Source organism: Parafrankia sp. EAN1pec (assembly GCF_000018005.1).
Classification (GTDB): domain Bacteria; phylum Actinomycetota; class Actinomycetes; order Frankiales; family Frankiaceae; genus Parafrankia; species Parafrankia soli.
In genome coordinates, this window is sequence record NC_009921.1 from 6513542 (window position 1) to 6533963 (window position 20422).

Annotated in this window: 17 protein-coding genes and 3 pseudogenes; 5 read left to right on the top strand and 15 right to left on the bottom strand. The window is 69.6% G+C overall.

Annotated features, from left to right (window positions below; translation table 11 throughout):
- Window positions 1-6: 6 nt before the first annotated feature.
- Window positions 7-1443, bottom strand: a complete 1437-nt coding sequence (locus FRANEAN1_RS26635) for an FAD-binding oxidoreductase (RefSeq protein ID WP_020462863.1) — start codon at window positions 1441-1443, stop codon at window positions 7-9.
- A 214-nt stretch (window positions 1444-1657) separates the two neighbouring features.
- Window positions 1658-2317 (bottom strand): annotated as a pseudogene (gene map, locus FRANEAN1_RS26640) (type I methionyl aminopeptidase); the annotation flags it as partial.
- A gap of 1 nt (window position 2318) precedes the next feature.
- Between map and FRANEAN1_RS39615 the strand changes: the two are divergent.
- Window positions 2319-2525 (top strand): annotated as a pseudogene (locus FRANEAN1_RS39615) (helix-turn-helix transcriptional regulator); the annotation flags it as partial.
- 332 nt (window positions 2526-2857) lie between these two features.
- On the opposite strand, the pseudogene FRANEAN1_RS44080 reads toward FRANEAN1_RS39615, so the two are convergent.
- The 11 genes and pseudogenes from FRANEAN1_RS44080 to FRANEAN1_RS39630 all read right to left on the bottom strand — a co-directional run.
- Window positions 2858-3106 (bottom strand): annotated as a pseudogene (locus FRANEAN1_RS44080) (aminoglycoside phosphotransferase family protein); the annotation flags it as partial.
- A gap of 416 nt (window positions 3107-3522) precedes the next feature.
- Complete coding sequence (locus tag FRANEAN1_RS41570) at window positions 3523-3681, bottom strand: hypothetical protein (protein WP_157472811.1); 159 nt, start codon at window positions 3679-3681, stop codon at window positions 3523-3525.
- Window positions 3678-4997 carry a sensor histidine kinase gene (locus FRANEAN1_RS26645; RefSeq protein WP_020462865.1) on the bottom strand — a complete coding sequence of 440 codons (1320 nt, stop codon included), beginning with the start codon at window positions 4995-4997 and terminating at the stop codon, window positions 3678-3680. Before FRANEAN1_RS26645 ends, FRANEAN1_RS41570 begins: the two co-directional genes overlap by 4 nt.
- A complete protein-coding gene (locus FRANEAN1_RS44085; protein WP_020462866.1) occupies window positions 4994-5452 on the bottom strand; it encodes an AAA family ATPase in 459 nt (152 codons plus the stop codon). Before FRANEAN1_RS44085 ends, FRANEAN1_RS26645 begins: the two co-directional genes overlap by 4 nt.
- A gap of 27 nt (window positions 5453-5479) precedes the next feature.
- Complete coding sequence (locus FRANEAN1_RS44090) at window positions 5480-5785, bottom strand: ATP-binding cassette domain-containing protein (protein ID WP_020462867.1); 306 nt, start codon at window positions 5783-5785, stop codon at window positions 5480-5482.
- A 183-nt stretch (window positions 5786-5968) separates the two neighbouring features.
- Window positions 5969-7225, bottom strand: a complete 1257-nt coding sequence (locus tag FRANEAN1_RS26655; RefSeq protein ID WP_020462868.1) for an MFS transporter — start codon at window positions 7223-7225, stop codon at window positions 5969-5971.
- Window positions 7225-7620 carry an MAPEG family protein gene (locus FRANEAN1_RS26660; protein ID WP_020462869.1) on the bottom strand — a complete coding sequence of 132 codons (396 nt, stop codon included), beginning with the start codon at window positions 7618-7620 and terminating at the stop codon, window positions 7225-7227. The genes FRANEAN1_RS26655 and FRANEAN1_RS26660 overlap by 1 nt, the downstream gene beginning before the upstream one ends.
- Window positions 7617-8588, bottom strand: coding sequence for a glutathione synthase (gene gshB / locus FRANEAN1_RS26665; RefSeq protein WP_020462870.1), 972 nt, complete (start codon window positions 8586-8588; stop codon window positions 7617-7619). Before gshB ends, FRANEAN1_RS26660 begins: the two co-directional genes overlap by 4 nt.
- 32 nt (window positions 8589-8620) lie before the next feature.
- Window positions 8621-9433: a hypothetical protein gene (locus FRANEAN1_RS26670; RefSeq protein WP_020462871.1), complete on the bottom strand. Its 813-nt coding sequence runs from the start codon at window positions 9431-9433 to the stop codon at window positions 8621-8623.
- An 88-nt stretch (window positions 9434-9521) separates the two neighbouring features.
- Window positions 9522-10259 (bottom strand): hypothetical protein, encoded by a 738-nt coding sequence (locus FRANEAN1_RS26675; RefSeq protein ID WP_020462872.1) that lies wholly within the window; start codon window positions 10257-10259, stop codon window positions 9522-9524.
- An 87-nt stretch (window positions 10260-10346) separates the two neighbouring features.
- Window positions 10347-10958 (bottom strand): hypothetical protein, encoded by a 612-nt coding sequence (locus FRANEAN1_RS39630; RefSeq protein WP_020462873.1) that lies wholly within the window; start codon window positions 10956-10958, stop codon window positions 10347-10349.
- Window positions 10959-11098: 140 nt separating this feature from the next.
- Between FRANEAN1_RS39630 and FRANEAN1_RS26685 the strand changes: the two genes are divergently transcribed.
- Window positions 11099-13957, top strand: coding sequence for a LuxR family transcriptional regulator (locus FRANEAN1_RS26685; protein WP_020461328.1), 2859 nt, complete (start codon window positions 11099-11101; stop codon window positions 13955-13957).
- Between the two features lie 288 nt (window positions 13958-14245).
- The gene (locus FRANEAN1_RS26690; RefSeq protein ID WP_347176770.1) at window positions 14246-15793 is read left to right on the top strand and encodes a wax ester/triacylglycerol synthase domain-containing protein; all 1548 of its coding nucleotides are present in this window, start codon (window positions 14246-14248) and stop codon (window positions 15791-15793) included.
- A 201-nt stretch (window positions 15794-15994) separates the two neighbouring features.
- On the opposite strand, the gene FRANEAN1_RS26695 is transcribed toward FRANEAN1_RS26690, so the two are convergent.
- Window positions 15995-16498 (bottom strand): hypothetical protein, encoded by a 504-nt coding sequence (locus FRANEAN1_RS26695; RefSeq protein WP_347176771.1) that lies wholly within the window; start codon window positions 16496-16498, stop codon window positions 15995-15997.
- 192 nt (window positions 16499-16690) lie between these two features.
- On the opposite strand from FRANEAN1_RS26695, the gene FRANEAN1_RS26700 reads away from it, so the two are divergent.
- Window positions 16691-17659 (top strand): DUF5996 family protein, encoded by a 969-nt coding sequence (locus FRANEAN1_RS26700; protein WP_020462876.1) that lies wholly within the window; start codon window positions 16691-16693, stop codon window positions 17657-17659.
- 263 nt (window positions 17660-17922) lie between these two features.
- Here FRANEAN1_RS26700 and FRANEAN1_RS26705 read toward each other — a convergent pair whose 3' ends face one another.
- Window positions 17923-18981, bottom strand: coding sequence for a PQQ-binding-like beta-propeller repeat protein (locus FRANEAN1_RS26705; protein ID WP_157472812.1), 1059 nt, complete (start codon window positions 18979-18981; stop codon window positions 17923-17925).
- Between the two features lie 1068 nt (window positions 18982-20049).
- Between FRANEAN1_RS26705 and FRANEAN1_RS26715 the strand changes: the two genes are divergently transcribed.
- Window positions 20050-20355: a DsbA family protein gene (locus tag FRANEAN1_RS26715; protein ID WP_347177260.1), complete on the top strand. Its 306-nt coding sequence runs from the start codon at window positions 20050-20052 to the stop codon at window positions 20353-20355.
- Window positions 20356-20422 lie beyond the last annotated feature (67 nt).

Consider the following 20422-nt stretch of genomic DNA (forward strand, 5'->3'; position numbering starts at 1 on the left):
GTCGGCTCAGCTCTCAGCGGGGGGGATGTTGGGGTTGAGCCGGAAGCGGTTTTCCGGGTCGTAGCTGCGCTTGACCTGTCGAAGGCGCTCGACGTTGCGTCCCCAGGCTCGCGCCCGGGCGGCGTCGTCGAGATCGGCGTCGCCGCCGAAGTTGAGGTAGGTGCCCGACGCGGCCCGCAGCGTGACAGCCTCGTCGTAGGCATCGCGCACCCAACGGATGTTCGCGTCGTCGTCGGCCGGGTCCAGCCAGTTTCCGTCGAGGCTCAGCATGTACCGGGCGCTGCGATCGCCGAACGCGGTTTCCGTCGCCCCGACCCGCGACATGGCGCCTCCCAGTAGAGGCACGTGCACCAAGGTCATCGGGTGCGGGCGGTCCTGGCCGACGCGGACCACGAACGCGGTCGCATCCTCGTCGAGTCGGTCCAGGTAGACGGACTTCCAGTAGCTCTGCAGCCCGCCCTTCGGGAAGAACGGGTCGAGGGAGGACTGCGCTGTCCGGTACGACAGGGCCTGGCTCATGTCGGCGAGCGGCGCGCCGAACTCGGCAAGCGCCCGACACGCCCGCTGACCCTCGTCCGGGTCGCCCGCGTACAAGGCGGCTGTGATGAACACGTCGCGGTTGTGTACGGCGGGCGGGAGTGCCGGCACCGCCGGCAGCGACCACAGCATGGCACGGCTGGTGACCTCGTCGGGGACGGTGGACGTCCAGTCCCGCCAGCGGGGGAGCAACTCGGCAGCGGCGTCGATCGGGTAGACGACCATGCTGTTCCAGACGACCGGACCGAGCGGATAGGCCTCGAACTCGAAGGACACCACCACACCGAAGTTGCCGCCCCCGCCACGCAGCGCCCAGAACAGGTCCTCGCGCTCGGAGGCGCTACACCGCACGACGTCGCCGCTGGCCGTCACGACCTCGGCCGCACGCAGCGCATCGCAGGCCAGCCCGTACTTGCGGTGCAACCAGCCGATTCCGCCACCGAGCGTCAGACCAGCCACACCCGTGGTCGACACCACTCCCCCGGGTACCGCGAGCCCATACAGCTGCGTCTCACGGTCGACGTCGCCCCAGGTCGCACCACCGGCCACCCGCACACGCCGCTGTTCCGGATCGACCCAGACGCCCCGCATCGCCGACAGGTCGATCATCAAGCTGTCGTCGGCTGTGGAGGTCCCGGCGATGCTGTGGCCGCCGCCGCGGACGGCGACGAGCAGGTTTCGCGTTGCGGCGAGGCGGACGGCGTCGACGACGTCGGCGGCCCCGGTACACCGGATGATCAGACCTGGCCTGCGGTCGAGCATGGCGTTCTGGATGACCCGGACGTCGTCGTACCCGACGTCGTCCGAGGTCAGAACCTGCCCGTGGAAGATCGCACGGATCTCCTCGACCGTCTCGTCCGAGAGTCTCTGCCGCTGGCCTTCCAGCGTGAGAACCTGTGCCGACATGAGCGCTCCTCCCCTTGTGCTCGCCGGTGTCCATCGGGTGGGCCGGTCTGCGCCACTTACCCCTACAGGGTCGCGCTACTACCAGGTCATCGCAAAGCATGCCCATACGACAACCATGCGTTGCCCACAGGTGGTAAATCTGATGCCGGAGATCGGCGCCGAACGCGATGCCGTCTCCGTGCGGGTACGTCATGGACCGGGTGTGGCTCCGATCTCACGAGTGCGCCTGCGTCGGCAAGGTGAGGATTTCGGCTCCGTTGTTGATGATGGCGATCGTGTGCTCACTGTGCGCTGTCCGGCAGCCTGTCGCGCTTCGGAGGGTCCAGCCGTCGGCATCGGTGACGAGCTCGGCGGTGTCCGCCATGACCCACGGCTCCAGCGCGAGCAGCAGCCCAGGGCGCAGTCTGTATCCACGGCCGGGCCGTCCGGTGTTTGAAACGTGCGGGTCCTGGTGCATCGTTGATCCGATGCCATGACCTCCGAACTCGGTGTTGATCGGGTACCCTGCCTCGCTGAGGACGGAGCCGATGGCATGGGAGATGTCGCCGATGCGAGCTCCGGGGCCGGCAGCGGCTATCCCTGCGCTCAATGCGCGTTCGGTTGCGCTGATCATCGCGACGCTCTCCGGGGGCTTTGAGTCGCCCACGATGAAGCTGATGGCGGAGTCTGCAGCGACTCCGTCTCTGGAGACGGCGAGGTCGAGCGTCAGCAGGTCGCCGTCGGCAAGCGTGTAGTCGTAGGGCAGTCCGTGGAGCACGGCGTCGTTGACGGCCGTGCAGATGTAGTGGCCGAACGGCCCGCGTCCGAAGGACGGCTCATAGTCGACGTAGCAGGACTGCGCCCCAGCCTCGACGATCATGGTCTTGGTCCACCGAACCGCGCTAGATGCAGGTGTCTCACCAGAAACCCTTCGGAAGATCGAGTCTGGTCGCGTAGCCACCCCTGCCTTCCCGACCATCGCGGCGATCGCCGATGTCCTCGGGCTCTCCCTCGATGAAGTGTGGGCCGAGATCAACCAGCCTGACGGCGAGGTCGAACCCACAAGATCAGGTCGCAACGCACGCGAGCGGTTGGCCTCGTGAGTCTCGGGCCCGACATAGCCGTGGCGGGCCTGCTCGGCCTCCTCCCGGGCCGCCGTCAGCACCGGGCTGATCGGCCGAGACAGGTGGGCCGTGGGCCCGTCGCAGCCGTGGGCCTTACGCCGGCTCATGGCTGCCTCCGTCCGATCCGCCTGCTCGCTACGTACTTCTTGTGTACCGCCCGGGTGCTCCCCATCGCGGCGGCGATCCGTTCCCATGTCCAGCCGTGCTCCCGGGCCGAGGCGACCTGCAACGTCGATCGATTGCTGGGCGCAGCGGGCGAACAGCCACCGGTTGACCCGGTCGGGGTCGAGGTCGAGGCCCTCGTCTCGGTTGAGCATGTGCTGGACCGGGTCGTAGGCGGGATCGCCGACGTAGGGTTTCGGGTCGATGACCAGCCACGGCTCGCGCCGGGCCGCCAGGATGTTCCCGGCGTGCGGGTCAGTGCACAGCAGCACTTCCCGCTCGACGCTGCCCGGCAGCGTGTGGAACAACTCGATGGCGGCGCGGGCCAGCCCTGGGTCGATCGCGCCGGGCGCGGCGTCGAGTCGTTCGGCGAACTCGGCTGCCCAGGCGTCGCACATGTCTTGCAGCGGGCGGAACGGAGCCCGTCTGACGGGGTGATCCACAGTCGGCGCAGCAGTCCGGCGACGACCGCGTCCTGCTCGTGTTCCGCTCGTGCCCCGGCGAGAGTCGTGCCCGGCTCCCAGCGTTCGAGCGGCAGCGCGCTGGTCGCCCCGTCGGCTAGCTAGGGCGTCGAGGAGGAACACCGCTCCCCGCCCGGCCCAGGTCCGCAGACCATCGGTCTCGTGTTCGCTTCCCTGCGGCGCCAGCCGACCTTCAGCACGACCGGGCGATCGGCGGCGCCCCGCCCCGGCACATGAGAGGTTGCGCGGCAGCTCGAATCCGGACACACGGGCATCCTCGCCCACGTCCGTAGCCGGCACCGGACGCCAGGCGGTAATCCCGGCACCGGTGCCAGCACGCCGGCGTGAACGGGCTACGGGCGGCGCTGGGCCCCGTCGCCGATCTCCACCACGGCGTCGTCGGCGACGGTGAACACCTGGTAGAACAGATCCGCCGGGCCGACGGGGCGCTCGGTCTGCCCGGCGCGGGTGACGGCGAGCCCGAGGGTGATCGTGTCACCGTGGACCGTCATCTCCTCGACGGTCGCGCGGATCCCTTGGGCACGTATGCCGGTCCGCGGCGTCGATGTCGGCGCCGCGGTCGAGCAGCAGACGGACCACGTCGACGCGGCCGGCGTAGCTGGCGGCGTGCAGCTCCGCCGCCCAGCGGCAGGCGGGCCGCGACGCGGAAGCCGCCGCCGGGTCGGTGCCCGAACTCCAGCTCGCCGCCGAGCACCCCAACCCGCTCGCGCATCCCGATAAGGCCGTGCCCAGCGGGGTTCCCGGTCTCGGGCATATCCCCGGCGCCATCGCCGGTCGGCCCCGGCGCTGGGGCCGTGCTGTCGTTGGCCACCTCGACGTCGAGGCACCAGCCCAGGAAGGCCAGCGTGACCGTGACATGCCTGGGGCGCGAGTGCTTCAGCGCGTTGGTCAACGCCTCCTGGATGACGCGGTAGACGCAGAGCTCCACGCCGCCGGGAAGCGGTCTTCGCTCCCCCGTCACCCGTAGGTGGATGGGCAGCCCGGCGTCACGGTAGTCGACGACGAGCTCGTCCAGTTCCGTCAGAGATGGGGCGGGACGTGAGTCGGCGGGGGTGTCGGGAGCACGCAGCACGGTCAGTATCCGCCGCAGCTCGACGAGGCTCTGCTCCCCGTTCGTCTCCACCCGCGCCAGTGTGTCGTCGGCTCGGTCTGGGGAGACGCGCAGCACGTCGCGGGCGCCACGCACGCCCAGCAGCATCACGGTCACCGAGTGAGCGACGATGTCGTGCAGCTCGCGGGCGATCGACGCCCGCTCCTCGTGCACCGCGATCCGGGCTAGTTGCTCCCGTTCGCGTTGAAGGTGCTCCGCGCGTTCCTCGAGCGCGCGGACGTAGCGGCGGCGGGTCTGCGCGTAGGCGCCCAGCGCCCACACCCCCGCCGTCGGCGGGACGGAGACGATGGACAACATGGTCAGGAGCACCGCGGTGGGCGCGAGCGCGGCGAGCGAGAGGCGCCAGTCGTCGAGGTCGGCGACCGTGTAGAGCGCCACCAGGACGGGCACCCCGCCGGGCGCGTCACCGATGGCCACCAGCGCTCCGGACAGGGCCAACGTCATCACAAGCACCGTCCACGGTGCCCGGCGACGCGCGGTGAGCGCACCGCCGGCCGCGACCGCTAGCAGCACCATCGGCGCACGCACAGTGTGGTCGTCGTTGAGGAGGAGGCTGAGCTCGGCGACCGTGGCGGCTAGCGCGACCACGAGGTCGAACACCAGCGCGCGCCGGTCGCGGGGCCACGGCTCCCGCGCCTGGACGGCCGCCCGCACGCGGGCCCAGCGCCCCCCAAACCCGACCACCTCGATGGTCATGCCAGGTCACGCCAGCGTTCGCCGGCCATCGCCGCGGCCATGACGCCGACCGTCCAGATGATCAGAACGGTCGCCGCCGCGGCCAGCGGGAGGCGGCCCGGCCCATGAGCCATCCGGGTCAGCGCGCCGACCACAGCGAGTACCTGGTTGCGGACCAACGCGCCGATGGCCACACCGAGGACCGTCGCCAGCACCGCCGAATGGACGAGCGCGTCGATCGGGCCCTGGTGGGCGACGCGGCCCCGGTGGATGACGATGACGTCGTCGACCGTCCGCTCGGCCTCGGTCAGCATGTGGCTGGACAGCAGGACCGTGCGGCCCGATTCCGCCCGCTCCCGCAACAACGTCCGCAGCCACCGGATCCCCTGCGGGTCCAACCCGTTCATCGGCTCGTCCAGCACCAGGATGTCCGGGTCACCGAGCAGCGCCGCCGCAAGCCCGAGCCGCTGCCGCATCCCAAGCGAGTACTTCCCAACCCGCCGTCACGCCACCTGCTCGAGACCGACGAGGGCGAGGACCTCAGGCACCCGTCGTGGGGGCAGCCCGGTGTCGAGTGCCGCAGACCGCACCTGGCTGCCGTTGACGAGCACCTGCCCGGCGCTCGCCCGGGCTAGCCCGGCCATCACCTTGAGCGCTGTGGTCTTGCCGGCTCCGTTCGGTCCGAAAAACCCGGTGCCGGCGCCCCTACGCACACTGAACGACAGGTCATCGATCGCTGTGATCCTGCCGTAACGCTTCGTCAACCCCTCGACGATGATCGCGGCTCCAGTCGTGATAACCGGAGCCACGTCCGCCGCTCGTGAAATCCTCATGGCCAGAAGAATCGGGCTGCCCGATCTCCCGGTCATCGGCCCGCGGACGGATCCCTCGGCTCGTCTCAGGGTGGACGGCATGCCGGCGTTCCGTCCACCCCGAGTCGGAGATGATCAGCTGAACTGCCTGCCGCCGCATCCACGGTTAGTCACACAGCGTCAACAGCCGCCACCCGCAATCAGATCATCTCTTGATCGTCCATGGAAATGGGAGCAGACCATCGAGCCGCTCGGCAACATCGCGTTGCCATGAGGTCGCGATGAGATGGCGACGGCCACGACGGCGGCCGCCGCTCCGAGGACGAACGGCGCGCGCACCCCGGTGGCGGTGGCCAGCAGTGCGGCGATCGGACCGCCGACGGCGGTGCCCCCAAGCAGGACGACGGCGAACAGCGACATGACTCGGCCCATCATCGCGGGTTCGGCGGTCTGCAGGATGGCGATCACGGACCCGAGGAAGAAGGACCACGCGAGACCGATGCCCGCCAGGCCGATGAGCGCGGTCGGCACCGTGGGAGCAGCGGCGGTCACGGTCATCGCTCCGGCCATGACCAGGTTGGCCCGCAGCAGGGTGTGCCGGCCGGGCATGCCCCGAGCGACCGCGGCCAGCGTGCCGACGAGGCTGCCCGCGGTCACCGCTATGAAGGCAGTGCCGATCATGCTTGCGCCGCCGTCGAAGGAGAGAGCAACAAAGATCGGCACAGAGGTCTGGATGGTGAAGGCGAAGGTCGCGACCACCGTCAGGCCGATCAACGGCGTCCGGAGGCGCGGCGTGTGCCACACATAGCCGAAGCCTTCGCGTATCTGCCGGGGCGCCCGCGCGACCCGCGGCGAGGGCCCGACACGGATCGTGGCGAGCAGAACGACGTCGGCCAGGAAGGACACGGCGTTCACGGCGAACGTGACGGTGACTCCGACCTGGGCGACTGTGATGGCGCCGAGTCCGGACCCGGCCGTCATGCCGAGCAGCAGGACGGTTCCGCTCAGCGCTGATGCGCTCGGCGCGTGAGCGGGCGGAACCAGCATCGGTATCAGGGCTCGCCGGGCCGGCGTGTCGAGCGCGTTGACCACGCCCCAGATGGCGCTGAGCAGGCAGACGACCGGCAGTGTCAGACCGCCCACCGCGGACGCGGCGGCGTACGCCAGCGCGACCAGCCCGAGCCCGGCCTCGGCTCCCATCAGCAGCCAGCGGCGGTCGTGCCGGTCGACGACCGCGCCGAACCACGGTCCCAGGACCAGACTGGGCAGGAACTGCAGCGTCACCACCCAGCCCATCGCCGCAGGGTCCAGATCGACCACCACCCAGGCGAGCGCGACGACCTGCGCCCAGGAACAGGTCACCGACGGCACCTGGCCGGTCAGGTAGCGCCGCAACGGCGACGAACGCAGTGCGAGCAGCGCGGACGGCCCGCTCATCACAGGGTGAAGAGGAGGGCGACAGCGAGGGCGACGCCGAAGGCGTAGGTTCCCAACGCGGAGAAGTAGTGACGCCGGGTGGCGCGCCACAGACGTTTGGTGGTCAGCATGTTGTACGCGTGCAGTACCCGTGCGACGGTGCCGCCGACGATCAGCGGAATTGCTACCGCCGCGGGGCTGCGGGCGCCGACGAGCAGAAACAGGACGATCAGGGTCGGCACGTACTCGGTCGCGTTCCCGTGCGCCCGGATCGCGATGAGAAGCGGGCTCGTCGGGTCGGTCGGCAGCTGCGAGCCGCCGGCCTTGGAGGCCAGGCCGCGTGCGCGCGAGACGTTGAATCCGAGCAGGAACACCATCGCGCTCAGAATCGCCGTGCAGATGATGGCGGTGGTCATGTGAAATCCCTTTGGTCGTGCGTTTTCAGAACGCTGTCGACGAGGTCGGCGCAGAGGCTCCAGCCGAGCAGCGCGTCGGCCTTTCGCAGCGCTCCGACGCTGGTCACGTTCACTTCGATGAGGTGCGGCCCGATCACGTCCAGGCCGGCCAGGTGGATGCCGTGCCGCCGCAGGCTGGGTGCCAGGCGGGCGCAGATCTCGCGGTCGCGGTCGGTGAGTGGCGCCTCGGCGGTCGGCTGGCCGATCCGGAAGTCGCCGTCCGCCGGGTAGCGGCAGACCGCGCCCACCGGTTCCCCCGCCACCACGAAGATGCGCTTGTTGCCGGCCGAGACCTCCCGGAGGAACGGCTGCGCGACAACGGCTCGGCGGCCGTCGTGCGTGGCCGTCTCCAGCAGCGACGCGAGATTGGGATCACGGCGGTGCAGCCGCAGGACGCCGCGACCGCCGAAGCCGTCCACCGGCTTGACCACGACTACACCGTGCTCGGCGAGGAACGACCGGATGGCACGCGGGTCCGCAGTGACGATGGTCGGTGGTGCCAGGTCCGCGAACTGCAGCGGCAGCATGTGCTCGCCGCAGATCCGCAAGCCGCGCGGATCGTTGACCATGACGGTCCGGGCCGGATCGACGAGGTCCAGGATCAGGGTCGCGGTGAGGTACGTCCGGTCGAGCGGCGGGTCGGTGCGCATGAAGACGGCGGCCGCGTCGTCGAGCCAGACGTGCCGCGGCTCGCTGGCGGTGAACCAGGTGTCGGCGACCGTCCACCGGTGACCGCCGTCTGGTCGGGACGGAGCGAGCCGCAGCCGGCGGGCCAGGGCTCGGGCCCGACCGCTCACGGCTTCGAGCAGGAGCGCTTCGGTGACCCACACCTCCAGGTCACGGTCCTGCGCCGCGTGCATGAGGCCGACGCTGGTGTCGATGGACGGGTCGAGCGCCTCCACCGGATCGGTGACGAACACGACTTTCACGACGTCCCTCCCCCGAGGTTCTCTGTGCGCGCTCAGCGGACGTCGAGGTCGGCGGTGGCGAAGCCGGCGAACTGCGGAGGGGCACCGAGGGGGCTGACGACGACATAGCGGCCGGCGGGCAGCTCCGTCACGCCATAACCGGGCTGGCCGGCGAGCGGTTGGACCCCGGTGACGATGTCGGTGGTCGTCTCCAGGTCCGCCGTTCCGGCCGCGATGTCAGCCGCGGTCACGGCCACACCGTCCTTGACCTTGCCGAGCAGCAGGACGAAGCCGGCCTTCGCCGGATCGCCCGTGTTGGTGAACGTGATGGCGACGGGGCCGGCGGGAGCGGACGCCGGAAGGCCGGTGAGGGTCCCGGCGCTGTTCGTCACCGAAAGCTTGGGGAAGCCGCAGTTCTCGACCATCCAGGCGTCGACGGCCTGGCCTGCCTCGTTCAGTCCGCTGCCCTCGTAGTCGATCGGTGTGCCCTGCTCGGCGGCGTTCACCACCGAGATCAGGACGTCGACTTCGTCGGTCAGCTCGGCGGGGAGGTGCGCACGCAGCGTCTTGGCCAGGGGTCCGATCTTCGTCGCGAAGTCCTGCAGTTCCTGGGCCGTCGCGGGCGGTGCGTCCGGGTCGATCCCCGGGAACTCGGTGCCGTTGATCTCAAGTTCGGCTGCGCAGGCGGCCTTCACGTCGCCGCCGGTCGCGGTCGTGGCGGTGGCCGACGGGGTGGTGGCCGACGGGGTGGTGGTGGCATTCGTGGCGCCGGGGGAGGACGAGGTGCAGGCAGCGCTCGTGGCGAGGGCGGCGGCGGCGAGCACGGCGGCGGCGCCGCGGCGGCGGCGGGTGGAAGACGAGATCACGGGTTCACTCCTGGGGACGGTGGGGGAAGGGACGGGAATGGTGGGGCCGGCGGGCATGCGGCGCCCGTGATCAAGCGGCGAACTCGGGCTAGACGGGCACTGAGCCCGATGCGTGACAGAGAAGCTCCGTTCCGAAGTCAGGTTCGGTGAGCGCCGCGTCACGGAAAGGGGGGACGCGCGTACCGGGGGGCGCTGTCACGAACAGCGCCGCCGGACGGCGCCGGTGCCTCCCGCCCTGCTTGTGCGGGAGACCATCGAGCTGGCCCGAACGTAGTCGGACGACGCTGAAGATAGCCGTGTTGATAAGCAGCATGTACAGCGGGAAAGCGCACTCCAAAAATTTCCATTCGGATATCGTCAGCAAGGTCACCGTCATGCTCACCATGCTCACGAAGTATGGAGACGCTCTCTCCGAGCCTGGTGTCTCGTACGCTTTCGCCAGCGTGGGGATGGAGGCCAGAATGTCGGCCAGAATGCTGAACACGATGGCAAGAGCTGGGTCGCTGCTGATCTGCCAGAGCACGATGCCGGCCGTGGCGGACCCGCCGCACAGCGCATCGAACCGGCCGACCCGCCAGTGCGACTTCTTGGCCACCGACACGACAAAGATTAGCAAGGGGCTGGTACCGAGCGTGAGAGTAACCCAGGCCTGCGGCGTGACGCCGTCCTGGACCTGCGCGACAAAAGCCACCAGTGGCGTCAGCCCCCAGAACAACCAGCTGACCGGATTCGGCTGGATGGCGCCCCGGGAGGTGGCCACCAGGTAGCCCAGCCCAGCCGCCAGCCTCAGGGCGACGGCAACGACAATGCATTCGCCGCCCAACATTACAATATCCTGCTCATTGTTCTTTCCAGAAACCGCCGTCGCGCCGGCGAACTGGCCCGGCCGCGGGCACCCTCCACCCGATCTCGGTCACGACCCGGCGGTGGGCAGTACGGCGTGCATCAGGCGATGGATCTCTACTCGGTCCGGGCCGGTGAGTAGGGCTGGGTCCTCGCTGGGGAGCAACGATGTCGACATGACCCGTCTGGTGGCCGCTTCCAGTGCCTCGATGGTTTCGGCCAGCAGGTACATCACGGTGGCGCCGTCGTCTGCTCGGCCTGCCAGCGTTGCGACGATGCCGGGCAGATCGCGAAGGGCCGGCCAGATCCGCTCGGTGCCTGCCCGGTCGAAGGCCGCGGTCCACCGCGGGGTGCGTGGTCCGTCGAAGCTGGCCTGCCGCAGGTAGCGGGCCGGACCGGTGGCGGCGCCGGCGAAGTGTCCGGTCACCGTGTAACGGCGTCCGGCGCCCAGCCGGACGCCGCCGCCGGCGTCGACCGCGGGGGCTGCGGGGCCGGTCGACGCGGATCCGGTGTCGCGCCAGAGCGTGATCAACCCGTCCGGTGCGCCGTCGTCCCCGCTCGTCGACATGGCCCGGCTGACGAGGGCGCCGGCGTCGTCGTGGACGGCGGACAGGACGTCGTCCACCCACGCCGTGCTGGGGGGGTCGGGAAGGCCGAAGATCGGCTGGATGGTGAGGTCCATCGGGCGCCTCCTGCGTCGGTCGGGTTCCGGTGATCGTGGTCGACGATCCCGCGCCGGCTGCCCCTGTCCCTCAGTGCCAGTACGGAACTTCGGCACGGAACCGGCTACCTGCGTGGCCGGGGTTGCCTCATCCTTGGTGGGTGCGCGGTGATGATCGCCCGTTCGTCGGGCGGCTGGAGGAGTTGACGCTGTTGCGTTCGCGGGCGCGGACGGCGGAGGCGGGTCGGGGCGGTGTCGTGTTGGTGACCGGCCCGGCGGGGATCGGCAAGACCCGGTTGGTGGAGGAGGCGTTGCGGGGGGGTGCGAGGCCCCCGGCCAGCCCGCCGGCGGGCGTGTCGGCGGCGGTGCGGGTCGGCCGTGGCTACAGCCTCCCCGACCATGCCGCTCCGGCGCTGTGGCCCTGGCAGCAGGCGCTGCGCGCCCTCGCTCGCCGCAGCGGGTGGCCGGCGAGGATCTCCTCGGCCGTGGATTTGCTGGAGGGGGCCGGAGGCTGCGACGCACCTGGCGGCGCTCCTGGTGACGTGGCGAGCGCGGCCGCCGTGCGGTTCGCCGCCCTGGCCGCGGTCGCCGACGCGGTGCTGACGGCCGCCGCCGAACCACTGGTGATCGTGTTGGAGGATCTGCACTGGGCCGACACGAACACCGTCGAGCTGGTGCGGCAGGTCGCCGGCGGGATCGTCGACAGCCACCTGCTGCTGATCGCGACGATGCGCGCCGAGGCCGGCGACGTCATGCGTGAGCTGTCCCGGCTGGGCAGCGTCCACGCCGTGCCGTTGCGGCCGCTGACAGTGGCCGCTGTCGGGGACTATCTCACCGCGCTCGACCCGGCGGTCTCCTCCGCCGCCCGCGCGGAGCAGGTGGCGCGGCGCAGCGGCGGGCTGCCGCTGCTGCTCGACGCGGCGGCGTCCGACGCCGCCGCCCCCGAACCGGTCGTCGTCCGTGACCTCGTCGAGGCACTGCTGGCTCAGCTTCCGGAGCCGGCGCGGCGCGTTGTCCAGGTCGCCGCGTTGCTGCGCTCGCCGGTGGACACCGACGTGGTCGGCCAGGTTGCCGAGGTCGACGGGTCGATGGCCGGGCTGGCGCTCGACGCGGCGTGCCGGGCCGGTCTGCTGACGCCGGTGACCTCGTGGGCCGGGGTCGAGGGACTGGGGTTTGCCTTCACCCACGGCCTGCTGGCCGAGGGGCTGGCGGACCTTCTCGACCCGGTCGAGGGGCGCGAGATCCACCGGCGTGCCGCCATCACGTTGCAGGTGCGACCGTCGGCCTTACCCGGGCTCGCCGCCGCGGTCGCCGGTCACTGGCGCCGTGCCGGCGGCGACGAGCAGGCACAGCGCTGCGCGGCCCGGTGGGCGAGGCAGGCCGCTGTCGAGGCCGTCCAGGCATTGGCCTATGACGAGGCGGCCACGCACCTGCTCACCGCGGTAGCGGCGCTGCGGCAGGCTGGTGCCGGTGAGGCGGAACTCGCGCAGATGACGTTGGAGCTGGCGCGCGCCTACTACCTGGCCGGAGCGCTGACCGAAGCGCTCCGGCAATGCGAACAGACCGCTGCGGCGGCGCAGCGGGCAGGCAGGGACGACCTGGTGGCCGCGGCGGCGCTGGTGGTGCGTGGGGTGACCTTCCCGCAAGCCATCGAGGCGATCTCCCGGCTGTGCCGCACGGCGCTCGCCGCACAGCAGCCGGCCGCATTGCGGGCCCAGCTGCTGTCCCAGCTCGCCACGATCCTGGGCGAGGCCGGCTCCACGGAGGCGGCCCGCCGGCACGTCGACGAGGCGATGGAGCTCGCGCAGGCGAGCGGCGACGCCCAGGCGTTGCTGGATGCCGCCCGCGCCCGGGAGATGTCGCTGGCCGGTCCGGACGACGCGGAGGAACGGCTGCGGCTGGCCGCGACCGCCGTCGAGCAGGCCGATCGGCTCGGCCAGCCGCTGGCCGCCGTACTCGGGCAGCAGTGGCGGATCAGGGCCGCCTACCAGCTCGGTCGTCTCGACGTCGTGGACGAGGCGATGGCCGCCGTCGCGATGCTGGCTGACCGCAGCGGCCTTCCGTTGGCGAGCTGGCATCGGTTGCGCGGCGCGGCGGCCCGAGCCGCGTTGGAAGGCAGGTTCGCCGCCGCGCGGTCGGCCAACCTTGAGGCCCAGCGGCTGGGCTCGCGGGCCGGAGACGCGCAGGCGGCCGGCCTGAGCTACGCCTTCGCCGCCCACCTGGCCATGCTGCGAGGGGACGCCGCCGAACTCCCGGACGACTTCTGGCCGATGCTGGAAGCATTCCCGTCGTCGCCGCTGATGACGGTGTTCCGTGCCAACGCTCTCCGACTCGAGGGCCGCCGCGAGGCGGCGAAGGCATACTACGAGCAGCTGCGTCAGATGCTCGACGACCCGGTCGTCGATCTCCGCTGGGGCGGGGTACTGACGCAGCTGATCGACCTGGTCGAGGCATTCGGGGACCCTCCGGCAGCGGAGGTGCTCGCCACCCACCTGAAGCCCTACGCCGCGTACTCGGGGGCGGTCGGAACACCGACGGTCTTCTTCGTTGGCTGTGCGCAGGGCCACTACGGGCGCGCGCTGGGCCACGCGGGAGAGCTGCGCGACGCCAAGACGGCGCTACGGACGGCGATCACGCGTGACGCCGCGCTCGGCGCGCGCCCTCACATCGTGCTCAACCAGCTGGCCCTCGCCGACGTGCTGCGCCGCCTCGACGACCCTCACGCCGCCGTGACCCTCGCCGGCGCGGCCGCGGCCGAGGCTCGCCGGCTGGACATGCCCGGGCCGCTGGCCCGCGCCGACCAGCTGCTCGCCGACCTGGCGGCCGCCCGCCGAGAGACCGACCCACTGACTGCCCGCGAGCACGAGGTGGCCGCGCTCGTCGTCCAGGCCATGTCCAACCGGGAGATCGCGGCACGGCTGGTACTCAGCGAACGCACCATCGAAAGCCACGTCCGCTCAATCCTCGCCAAACTCGGCTACACCAACCGGACCGAGCTGGTCGCACGCTGGCGGCCCTGAACACCGGCCCCGTTATCTCCTCCGCGGAGACCGAGCCCGCCGCCATCCAGGAGACACCAGACTCATGTTCTGGTGGTTTCCCTAGCGTGCCGGCGGCGGCCCGCGCGTATGTTCGGCTCTGTCGTTCGGTTTACGGTCCGCCTCGCGCCGCATTTGCCACATCACAGCATGGCGTTCCGGACGTAACCGGTTTTCCAGTCCATCCAGGGAGCCAGTTGTGACAATTGCGCGGCGACTCGTCGATGTTAACCGGGGCGCCAAGCTATGACCGCTCGGCCGCTTACTCCGATGGACGCGCTCATACTCGGATACCAGCGAGCATTTCCGAAGACGCCGCTCGCGGTCGGTTGCCTGTTGGTCGCCGACGGCCCCGTGCCAGGAGTCCAGGCGTTGCGCGAGCTCGTCGCGGACCGGGCACACGACTTTCCTCCACTGGCCCACCGGATCGCCTCGGCCGGGCGTGGCCGGCCGGTCTGGGTGGCGGACGCCGATTTCGACCCGGCCCGGCACGTTCACGAGTACCGGCTCCCCGCGGAGTCGGGGCTCGCCGGACTGCGCGAGGCGGTGGGGCGGCTGTCAGCGGTCGAGATCTCGTTGGACGCGCCGCCGTGGCAGCTCTGGTTGCTCCACGGCCTCCGCCGCAACGGCTTCACCCTGCTGTACCGCGCCAGCCACGTGTGGACAGACGGGACGGCACTGAACCTGGTGCTGGAAAAGCTGTTCGGCCTGTCCGACCCAGGATCGGAGCGCGCACCTCTGCGGGTGTCGCCGGATCGCCGGCCCGGCCCCCGAACCGTCTGTCGGGCCGCCACTCACTCACTCGGATGGCTTACCCGGACGTCCACGATCGGTCCGCTCTCGGCGGCACCCACGGGATACCCGCACCACACCTGGCTGGAGGTGGACCTGTCCAGGCTACGGGCGATCAGCCGCGCCTACGAGGTCACCGTGAACGACATCTTCCTGGCCGCGCTCACCGGCGCTCTGCGTGCCTGGCCGCGCCCCGGCTCCGATCGGCCCGGCCAGCGCCGGGGCCAGATGCACGCCGCGATGCCGGTCAGTACCCGCCGGGCAGCCCAGCGGGACCACATGAGCAACTACCTGACCACCGTACGGATCGCGCTGCCTTACGGTGAGTCGTTGATCCACCGGCGTGTGGAGGCGATCCACCGGCAGACCGTCCGACACAAGCGGGGCGGGACTCCGGGCGTCGCGGAACATCTCTTCCTCTGGGCGATTCCCGAACCGTTGCGACCGGCCGTGCTGTCCACCGGGATCATGTCCCACGTCTTCGCGCTGACCGCATCCAACCCGGGCGGCCTGACCGGCCCGCTGGAAATCCTCGGCCGACCAGTCACCGCCGCCGTGCCCACCCCTCCGCTCCCCGCAGGCCAACGCCTGGCAGTCCTGCTCGGCGGGCTGGACGGGCAGGCGTGCATCGGTTTCACGATGGACGGGTCGGTGCGGGACGGGGCGCGACTGCCGGAACTCGTCGAGGCCGAACTGGACGCGCTCGAGGCAGCGGCCGGCCTCCGCCACGGCCCGGCCCGGAGCCCGGCCGAGACCACGCATTCGGCACGGCCGCATCCGGTCGCCATGACCGGTATCGGCACCAGCGCTATCGAGGCGGCGGGTCTGGTGGGGCGCGGTGCTTATCACCTTCGTCGCTGGCTCACACGGGGCCAGCGGACCGACACGCCTGGCACGGAACTGGTTCAGGGCACCAGCGACGCGGCAGGTCGAACGCCCTACAGTCAACTCTGCTCCCGACGGCTCCAGCAACCCCGGCCAGCCGGTGCTTCGCCAGCAGAGGAGAGGCGAGTACTACATTCCTAGATCTTGGCTGGTTGGTTCGGGTTCAGGTGCGTAGAGCGAGGGGGATCGGGTCGCCGCGGCGCCGGTAGTGGCTGAGGAGCGCTCGGGTCTGGTGGGCCATTCGCCATAGTTCACGGGTGATCACAGCGTCGGGGATGGTGTGCCTGGCGCGTAGGAGGGTGGTGGCCAGCAGGCGGCGGATGGAACGGACCGAGTGCCGGATCAGCGGGCGGCCTCCCGGGGCTCGGGGTCTTTTCCCAGGCCGGCCCGGGTCGCGGCGAGGAACGCCTGGGCGAGCATGCTGATCGTGATGTGCCGATGCCAGGGTGTCCACTTCCGTACCTGGTACTGGTCGAGACCGAGGATGTCCTTGCCGTGGCCGTTGTCCTCCTCGATCGTCCACCGCGACCCCGCGCCGGCGACCATGTCCGGGACCGCGGTAGCCGTGGGCGCGTGGACGAGGAAGTACTCGAACTCGTAGAAGGTCCTGCCGTCACGGGTCTGGGGGGTTGTGGACTTCCGTATCAGCAGGGTGTGCGCGTAGCCGTCGGCCGGCGGCTGGTCGGCGACGGTCACCGCGACCGCGGCCCAGTCGTAGTAGCGGGCGCCTTTCGCCCCATCCCCGCAGGAGCGGCGTTCGAACACCCCGACCGGGAGCCCGGCATGGACCCGGTCCGGGCGGGTGGAACGGCCACGACCATCGAGCAGCGGCAGACTCTTCGGCACGGCCAGCACATACGACAGCCCCTGGTCATGGGTGACGGTCCTGCCTGATCTCGACGGCGACAACGTCGCCGGTGGACACCGGCGAACAGGCCACGGCCGACCGAAACCGGCCGCACCTGGCCGCCGGGATGCGCGCCGCGCGGTAGGTGCCCATGCTGGTGCGGTCCGAGGATTCGCCGTCGAAGGAGCGCCATGATCGAACTGCTGGCCCCGATGCCGCTGTCGTCATGGGCAGGCACCAAAGAGACGCTGCACCGGTACGTGCAGGTCGTAGGAAAGATCCGGCTGAGCGCCAGCCCACGTCGGAACCACTGGTGGAACGTCCCGTTCCACCTCACCGGCCGCGGTATCACGTCCCGTCCGATGGGCCTCGTCGACGGTAACCCGATTTTCACGATCGACTTCGACTTCGTCGGACACAACCTCGTCGTACACAGGCTGGACGGCGAGGCGGTGTCGTTCCCGCTCGCGGGGCGATCGGTCGCATCCTTCTACCATCAGACGCTCGAGGCGCTCGGAGCGCTCGGCATCACGGTGCACATCGACCATCCGCATCCCTTCGACCTTCCCGACTCCGCCCGGCCGTTCCAGGACGACACGGAACACGCCGCGTACGATCCGACACAGGTGACGCGCTACTGGCAGTTGCTCAGTCAGGTCAACCTGATCCTGGAGGAGTTCGCCGGCGGCTTCTCCGGCAAGGTCAGCCCGGTGCACCATTTCTGGCATACGTTCGACCTATCCCATACCCGCTTCAGTGACCGCCGGATCGACCAGCCTACCGACGTCGACCCGGTGACGCGCGAAGCGTACTCACGTGAGGTCATCAGTTTCGGATTCTGGTTCGGCGACGCGTCCATACCCGAACCGGCCTTCTATTCCTACACCGCTCCCGAACCCGCCGGAATCACCGACGGGCGGCTACGACCAGACGCTGCTCTCTGGACGCCACGCGGCAGCAGCCACCTCGCGGTACTACCCTTGAGCGCCATTCAGGACAGCCCCGACCGACGGGGCACAGTCCTCGACTTCTACGAGAGTGCCTACCGCGCCGGAGCAACCCGAGCCGGATGGGATATCGACCGGCTTACCTGCCCACATGGCATCACCGACCCCCAGCTGGCTCCCACCATGGCATCCACCGGCAGCGCCACGCGGTAAGATCCAGGGCATCCGCGCCGGCGCACGATTATCGGCACGCCGTTTCGGGGGCGGCACCCTGACTATCTTGCAATCTTCCCGTGCATGCGGTTCAGCGACGCGCCGAGGCTCGGAACATCGGCATGGCCCTGCTGAACCCACGATCGGGAGGTTGGACCCCGCCGGACCCTCATGCGTAGCGATGAGCGCGGACGTCCACGACAACGGTGGACGTCCGCGGATGTACTGGGCTGCGAAGCGACATAGGCCATTTACCTGGACTTTTATCCGACCGAGCGGAAGGCAGCCACGCCGGAGCCCTGCGGGTCTGGACCGATGCCGACGTATTGGTTCACATGATAGGCCGTGATGCCTGGATTGACCTCTCGGTCCTTGCCTGTCATCGCGTCGATCACGACTGGTCCATCGCGAGTCTCGCCATAGACGGCGCCGTGCCAGGCGAAGTTCACCCTCGGCGCCACACGGCCCGCACTGTCGTCCGGGAGCCGCCACAGCCATTTTTGCGAGGAAGTATCAAACACGGAGAGCCATCGATCGTCCATGCTGCACACCATTGAGGTCTTCTGATCGAAGAGACAGTCCACGCCCAATTGGGTGCGACCGAGAGAGCCTTCCTGATCGATGACCGACTTAATCGCACCATCGGTCGGGTCGACCATCCGAAGATACAGGTTGTCCGCCGCTCCAGAGACCACAACGATGCCTCCACCGTTCGGACCGACCTTGATGTCCTGACCATAGGAGTTGTCCGACCAGAGCTCGCGGCCATCCTCGCTCGCGAGCCCGACGAGGGAGGATCCACGAAGATCTGGATTCTTGTCGACGACTGTGACGATCACATTCCCGGCGACGACGGAGGGTCCGTGGTTCGGCTTCGACCAGATGGTTTTCCCATTTTCCAGGTCGATCAGATGGAGATCGTGTCGGTCGTCCTGGCTCACCTCCACCACGGCACGCCCCGGCAGGATGCCGACAACGACGGCGACAACAGGCCCGCCGTAAAGGGACATCTCATCCGAGATCTCGATCCGGGTGATCCAGCGCCGCCCAAGGGTCCCCGCATCGACCTCGACGACCTCGGCGTAGCGGCGGCTACGCTGGGTTCCCACACCGGGGTGTCGGGTGGTGAAGGCGGCGAGGACGACCGGCCGTCCGTCTACTTCGCCGACCACCGGCGCACCGGCAGAGTTGCTCCCCACCCAGCCGCTTGAACCAGAACGCTGCAACGGCTCTCCGTCTGGCGCGAAGACGGCAAGTACGTCTCCTCCACGTTCGGTGTCGACAGCGAGCATCCTTTCTGGCGCCCCGACGAAGGCGGTCATGCCGTGAAGCACCACTGGCAACGGGTACCGCAGTTCCCCGCCAAGGTTGATCCTCGAGTCGCTGGCCTCGGGGGGCAGGGTGATCGCTGACAGCGAGTCGAAGCGAAGGGGTGGATCATGGGAAGTTCTCGCCGTCGCCGCCACACCCTCCCCTCCCCCATCGTCCGGCTCTGGGATCGGCGAGCTCGAACAGCCGATCAGAGCAAATGCGAGTACGACCACGGAAAGCGCCAGCCAACGCCTTCTCAATGACATCAGAAACACGCTCCGACAGGGTCTGGGTCATCTTTCTATTCTGCAATCCTAGAATTTCGTGACTATATGATGTCATACTTTGGCGCGAGACGGAGCGAGAAAATTAGATCAACGCTCTGCTACGCTTTCGGCTCTGCCCGGCCTTCGGTGGTGACGGAGCGTCAACAACGAAGGATGCGAGGCAGAGCGGGTCCGCGCCAGTGCTGATGGGACGTACTCATCCTTGCCGGTGAGGACCGACACATCTCATGATCTGCAGCTGCGCACATCGCGTGTACTCGGATACCGGACGCCCTCGAAGACTGCAGCGCGTCGACCTGCCGCTCCGGGTTCGGCTCTCAGATCGATTCTTGGCCGGTGGCGCCTGCGCCGACTCAGCCGCTCCGGCGCCACGACCAGCATGGGGGTCCGCCTTGGGTCCACCGTCCCCAACGCTGCTTCGGCGACGCCACCTGGATGCCGAGGGTCGCACGGTATTCATCGCGCAAGTGCCGGACGCGATACTCACCACGAGCTCGTAGGCGTCATTGTTGGTCAGCGTCAGACGGTGGCCGTTGATGCCGTAGAAGGCGATCAGGCCGGCGAGAGCGAGTCGCTCGTTCCCGTCGACGAGGGCATGGTTGCGGGCGAGCGAATGCAGGAGCGTTGCGGCCTTGCTGTCGAGCATGGGGTAGGCGTCGCCCGAACACTGTCGCCCGCGGGCGGGCAAGAGCTCTTGTCCGGCGCCGCGGCGGACTCCCATAGTGTCGGAGCCGTGCTGGCGGCCGGCCTGCTCGCCTTCGCGGTCCGAGACGCCGACCCGCCACACACGACCTGGCCGACGCGACGCAGGAACGGTTGATGCGCGCCACCCTGACGGACGGCGCGGCCATAGACGACACTGACACGCTCGTCCGGCTCGCCACGGAGGCCGGGCTGCTGGCTCAGGGGACCCGCGAAGTCCTCGACAGCGACGCGTACGCCGACGACGTCCACGACGACATCCACCAGGCCCGCGCCCTCAGCATCAGCGGCGTGCCGTTCTACGCCGTCGACCGCACCTACGGCATCTCCGGCGCCCAACCGGTCGAGACCATCCTGGACACCCTGCGCAGAGCATCGTCCCCAGTCGCGTCCTGACCTCGTGTGCCGAGGCTGTCCCCGGTGCACGGGCCGGTCGCCAGCAAGGTCCTCGTCACCTGTGGGG